The organism is Moorena sp. (assembly GCF_982860115.1).
In genome coordinates this window covers 7,548-13,966 of the sequence record NZ_CEYLVT010000197.1, presented here as the reverse complement: position 1 = coordinate 13,966, position 6,419 = coordinate 7,548, and the positions used below count along the sequence as shown (strand labels likewise).

Here is a 6,419-nt window from a genome sequence, read left to right as displayed (position 1 = left end):
GGAATCGGGAATCGGGAATCGGGAATCGGGAATCGGGAAAACAATCCTGTGTAGCTGATAGTTATGGAAACCGCCGTAGCTATATAGTACCTGAATGGGATCGCATTCACGCCCACCTCCGAGCACGTTATGATTCAAGGAGTATTAGTTACATCGGGCAAACCAAGTTTTTCGACTTTTCTTTTTCCTTAGTTAACGGCTGATAGGTGTTGTGATCATACGGCACATATCCCTCAAAACCTGAATAAGTCATCTCACACAATAACCGAGACTTGAGCGGAGAAGGAGGTAAATTTACCTTTGCTACTTTCACTTCTACTAAACTTGGATCACGCCTTAAAAGGTCAAATACATCGTGTGACAAGTAGCGGGGACAATACCCTAGGTGATAATGATCTTCTGTGGTTAACGCTAAAGCCTCATTGTCATAAGGATTTTGAAGCTCGTGACATAGCCACAAAGTGTCACCAACTTGTAGCTGAGCTATGCGATCCATAGAATACTTTGGTAAGTGACGCAAACCATGTACTAGAAAACAAAGGTGGTATTTGCGGTCACTGTCGAGGTGTGGATAAGGAAAAACTTTAAAATTATCTGTTTGTCGATATCCTTCGCTCCTTCCTAGTTCCACAGGTCATGCAGTTTCCCGTCTGATAGGTAACCTCACCCTTCCCGGTGTGAGGTTTTACTTTTATTAGTCCCTAAAGCTGATCAGAAAAAGAGTCTATCACTATACATTACTCGCAGTGATCATTGATTTTTATGTCGTCGGAGGATATACTGATGACAGACAACGACAAACCTAAAAAGCGATGAAGCTTAGCTTCCGCTAAAAGCGATCGCACTGACCTGTCCCGGAAATGCGATCGCTAACACAAGTAACAACTTGCAATAAATCACTTACAATCATGAACCAGATTTTAACTGTTCGCAAATCTTCCATTAAACTAGTCCACGACTTAACCCTGGACACCTATACTGCGGATGAAGTGGACAAGCAGACGGGAATGTTCATTAACTACTTCAGTGGTTCTGGTATGGCTCTTGCAGTTGACTTACCGGATAACACAGCCCTACAAAGTCGCCTATCCAAAAAGCTGAAGGCTATGCTAGGAGAGAATTTCACAGTCCTACAATCTAAGTATCGCATGGAGTCTGGAGGACTAACTGATCTGTTGCTCTGGACGATTTCAGATGCTTTGACTTTCTGGGAGTACTGGGCATTTGTTTCCAATTCTGTCAATAAAAAAGCCAAGGAAAAAGCCAGAAACATTATCATTACTTCTGCTCGGGCTAACCTCCAAATCGTGACCGACGAAGCCTTTGGTCGTGGGTACACCCCTGGGAAAGCACAAGAACTGATGCTGGCCTATCAAGCTGAAAACCAGCGCCTCAAGAAAGACCTAGACCTAGCCAAGGAAGCCCTAGCTGAACCAGATGTCCTGGACGACGAAAACTGGCGGTTGCGGCAACAGATCCGTGAGATGGGCGGAGTACCGTACGACGAACAAATTGGGTACACCAGCGACAAACCCAACGAACCTTTTTAGATCCCAAAATTTTTCCCAATTAATTGCCTTCACGAAGTGTCGGCTGAGGCCGTAGGCCAATCCCAGGAATGAGAGACAATACTGCGAACGCGCCCCGTGCGACCTACGGTCAATCGCCTTTGATTGTAGATCTAAATCCCCAGAATTATTGATTACATCGGGCAAAGCCAATTTATCCACGTAATCGAGTGACCGCTGGCATTTGACATCACAGCGATCACCATTGTTGTCAACAGCTCTACCCGACAATGAAACAGCCCTGGGGTGTTAGGCGGGATTCCTCTTGCCTTAAAAGGATAAGCAATGTCGCTCATGACTACAGCAGTTTGCACTTCAGTTAGGTACAAAGTTCTGAGTTTTTAGGGAGCAGGGAGGTCAGCTGACCGCTGACCGCTGATAGCTGACCGCTGATAACTTACTATTCTTAACTAATATCTGTCAGCAAAAGATTCAAGTTTTCCACCGTTAACAAAGGCAAGTTAGGATTCTCCGTACTACTCACATTTTCTGGATTGGAAAAGAAACTAAAACTAAATAGATATCGTCCCCTGGTTTTATTGGGGTTTTTCTGAGTCTGCCAATTGTCAATTTCATCGACAATATTTGTTCGCAGGTCTTCAGTAACTTTTAACATAGTGGAATCCCCAGACTTTTGAACCGTAAATCGAGGAGTTAGTAAAACAGGTAAGGAAGCTAATAGTTCTTCTTCATTACCAGTGGCGCTAGTATTGCTAGCTAAAGCAAAGGCATACTGACAGCTAATCCGAATATCATAAGGACGGTTAATCATAGCTGGGAGCAAGACTTTGAATAACTCTTCGAGATGCTTATCCAAGGCTTTACTTCTGGAATCGCCCAGGTCTGCAATATCCCAACGCTTATCATTAACTATTAGAGGAGTAATCCGATTCTTAAACCTTACTTCAGGAGTCTGGAAGATGAAAGCAGCATTGGTTTCCCGGCCATCAATCAAATTTTTATTGCGGGCGAGACGGATAGCACCCCAGGCATTTTGATAGTCCAACACATCCAAATTAGTTACAGTCACCTTACGGTCTGGTAATGCCGACTCCCCAAAGGTTTCTACCCCAGTTGCATCAAGCAATTTGGTGAAATCATACTCAATTGTTGTATAAGTTACTGTGGAGGAGTTAGTGGTGAAATCGTTTTGCCTGGTATCATTTAACTCATACCCTGGTAACTCAATATCTAAGACTTGTTGATCAGTATCGGGAATATTGTTAGTGGGAGTGATGATAACCGTTTTGGTTTCTTCGTCAGCGGATAGGTTTTCATCAATGTTGTAGTGAACTGTCTCGCGAGATGCCTGTGCGATCGCAATCGGTTGCCAAATTTTCCATGACCTAGCCACGTCTTCTGCTAGAGTCGCAAAGGCACTGAGGGCATAAGCAGCAGAAGTAACCGTAGTCACGTTGGTAGTCTGGTTGTTAGAGGTTAACTCTGTTTCCAAAGCTTTGAGGTCACTGGCTAGGGTTGGATATAGATTGTTAAACCGCACCAGGGTATCCAAAAGTGGATCAATAGTATTGGTCGTATCGATAATTGTGCCAACACCCACTGGGTCCGCAATGTCTGCATTAACTGCATTACTCAGCACAAGGGTAAAGGTTTCATTATTTTCATCAACAACATCATCGCTGTTGACTGTCACCTCAATTTCTTTGGTGGTTTCACCTGGATCAAATTCCAGCAGAGTTTTGGGAATTGCCGTGTAATCTCCTGGTGCTTTTGCGGTTCCATCCTGGGTTTCATAATAAACACTAACAGTCTGTTCAGAGGGAGGAGATAAGGTAATAGTGAAAACTGCCTTTTGTTCGTCTTCCTTCAAAGAGACATCATTAATGGTTAATTTAGAGGAACCATTGTATTCAATCCGGCATTCAATGGTATCTTGAGCCACATCGGGATGTTCATAGAGGAAAACATAATTCCAGTCTCGAATATCCTCAGCACTGAGAATCTCACCAGCAAAGCTGTCGGGGTCAGGAATTGCTGTATGGGAAATCAGAGAAGGAGGAAGGGGAAAATCTCGCAAAGGAATGGGAATTTGAACATCTCCAATTTGATTAGGCTCATCGTTGAGAGGTTGAATAAAATTGAGCCAAGAGGAGGTGGAATTAGTAGTATTAATCTTGTATTCCAACTCATTAACCTGATAGTTCAGATTAACCGCAATATCTTCGTAACGCTGAGGAGTTTGGGTATTAAAGAAAAAGGTTAGCGTAGACTTACCATTGTTGGCATCGCTCAGGTCAATTTTAGCTGGAGATAAGGTGAAATCTATCGATTGAAGCAGAGCTTGGTTTTCTGCGTCAGAAATAGTGGAGTTGGGTGTACTTTCAGGATTGGTGTAATAAGCCCCGTTTATCACTGGTTGCCCAGATAAACGAGGAATATCTTGATCAGACCATTGATAGCCATCAGCGATCTCTACATCTACGTTATATTGAACAATGGTTTCAATGTCGTAAGCATCCGCTAAATTTGTCAGCAATTCCTTTTGGAGTGCTTCCACCGCTAAGCTTTGGCGAGTAGTATACTCTTCGGAAGTTGTATCCACAGAAGTCTTCAATACATGGGTCACATTTTTACTAATCGAATCGGCCAAACTTGCTTTGACATCTAAAATCCGCCTAAGCTGATCCTTTAAAATGCCCCTAAGCTCATCCTGTAAAGTGGAATCATCCACTTCAATAGTATCATTCACTGCAGGGATAGCTGTTTCCGGTTTCAGGATATCTTCAATAGCACGTAAATAGTTACGGGCTAAACCATTCAGGTCTACCGCATCCACTCGCACGGTTTCTGTTGAGGTTTGGTCAAGTCCACCATCTTGGGTGTAGCTGTAAAGGTTTACTTCCCCTGACATTAAGGTATTGCTCAAAGGCGCAGCGGAAAAGAAGTAGGGGAAATCCTCTTTGATATCGTAACTAATCCCGGTATCCCCCAGATGAACTGCCCACAGGGTATCACTGTTTTGAGGATTAGCATTATCAATATTCCCAGCATCCCTCCCCACTGCTAGCTTTAAGTTAGGTAGTGCTTGCTCAAATGCCTTGGCAAAGGGGTCAAGGGAGGCCAGGCGTTCACTAAACTCAGCATTTTCATCATCGGAGGAGCTGGTCAGCACAACGGTTTTGGGGGCAAAATAGGCTGATACTACCTCAGCTTCAGACACATCGTCGGAATGCATCAAATCCTCGTTGCGTCGCATTTCCAGCTGTACGGTGACCGGGAAAAGTAAATCCGTTGGATACAGAAGACTATTATTGTTATCCCGGAAGGTGAGATCAACCGTTGTGCTAGCTACTGCTGGGGGAACAATCCATTTTTGATTGGCCTCAATCAGATCCGATTCATTTTGGAGCGCCTCTGCTACTTCTGCTACAGTTAGGGGGCGTTGCGAACGCTTTTCTAACAGATCCACCGCTGTTTTCAGACAACTGAGGTCATACATGCGATGAATAATCTCCAATGATTCCTTTAAGGTGTCGATCAAGTCCTGATCATCGCTTTGACCATGGGCAGTTTTGATATTAGTGATCGCATCCGGCACATCCAAGGTTTCAGATTCGCTATGAACCGTTGATGGCTCGAATTGGGATTTAAGGTTACCTTCAGCCGCATCCGGCACATCCAAGGTTTCAGATTCGCTATGAACCTTTGATGGCTCGAATTGGGGTTTAAGGTTACCTTCAGCATCCAGCAGTGTTGCTTTCAAGATACTCAAAGAAGATTCACTATCATTGGGATTGGGATCAAGTAAGGCCCGTAACGCAATGCGATTTGCCCCTTCCAAGTTCTCCAGTTGCTCATAAATAGCATTCACCGCCCCAATGCTTTGCTGGGCTTGACTGGCTTCGGCATCAATACTATTTTTGAAATTAACCAGGGTTAGCGCCCATCGAGAGGTGAGAGTGTAGAAGGTTTCCTCAGTTCCGGTCTCGATAGTTTGACTATCGATGAAAGCCGCTAACCGTTCTAAGTCGCTATTTCTAATCTTAGTCAGGGATTCCAAAACCGGACGGACATCGATAGCAGTATTGCCACTCAAGAGTCCGGCCAGGGTTTGGTTAGCCACCGCTACTGCTGCTGGGGTAATTTCCATTACTGCTGCTGGGGTAATTTCCGTTACTGCTGCTGGGGTAATTTTCTTTTCCATGGTACTGGTTAAGGTACTCAGGGATGTGGTTTGATCTGTGAATACCACTAGATCGTCAGGGTTCTGTGCAGAAGAGGTATCTAGGGTAAAGCGATCCGGAATGTAGAGAGTTGCCCCGGACTCTAAGGCTAAAGTGGGATTTTGAAGAGCAATATCCCCTGCTGTGGTTTGATCGGTAATAATTTGACTATCATCGGCAGCAGCAATAGCAATCATTTGCTCAAAGCTATCCCCACTGGTGACAGTGTAGTTCAACAGCACGTCAGCCAGGATTACATCCTCCGTACCAAATAACCCACTCATATCGCTAACAGCAGCAGCAACCACAGCTAATTGACTATTGATCGTAGACACAGTCAGAATATCACTGATATTGCCCACCGCTTGTACCGTTTCCAACACCGTGCGATGAAGGTTGGTTTGTAGATGAAGCTGCTGAGTTAGGTAAGCAAGGGTGTTCTGTTGGGCCGGATCAGCAATGGTATACTCCAGGGCACCCACTTCAGCAACAATGCTGGATTTCAGCACATCGATGGCGCGAACATCAGTAGTGGCAATAAACTGGTTCAGGGCAATGTGATATAGACTATCCTGAGGCTGGATGGTGTAAAGGCTACTATCAGGCATTGTGATTGTGGAACCTGCCACCAGTAAATCCTGGCGTTGGGCATTGGCAAGAATCACCG

Annotated in this window: 3 protein-coding genes; 1 reads left to right on the top strand and 2 read right to left on the bottom strand. The window is 44.6% G+C overall.

Features of this window, described 5'->3' with window-relative positions; all coding sequences use genetic code 11:
- Nucleotides 1-148 precede the first annotated feature (148 nt).
- Nucleotides 149-631, bottom strand: a complete 483-nt coding sequence (locus AC4II3_RS25330) for an HIRAN domain-containing protein (protein ID WP_488009088.1) — start codon at nt 629-631, stop codon at nt 149-151.
- Nucleotides 632-908: 277 nt separating this feature from the next.
- Here AC4II3_RS25330 and AC4II3_RS25325 point away from each other — a divergent pair, with 277 nt between their 5' ends.
- Nucleotides 909-1,550 carry a hypothetical protein gene (locus AC4II3_RS25325; protein ID WP_488009086.1) on the top strand — a complete coding sequence of 214 codons (642 nt, stop codon included), beginning with the start codon at nt 909-911 and terminating at the stop codon, nt 1,548-1,550.
- Nucleotides 1,551-1,974: 424 nt separating this feature from the next.
- On the opposite strand, the gene AC4II3_RS25320 is transcribed toward AC4II3_RS25325, so the two are convergent.
- A partial coding sequence (locus AC4II3_RS25320; protein ID WP_488009084.1) for a Calx-beta domain-containing protein occupies nt 1,975-6,419 on the bottom strand: 4,445 nt, incomplete at its 5' end.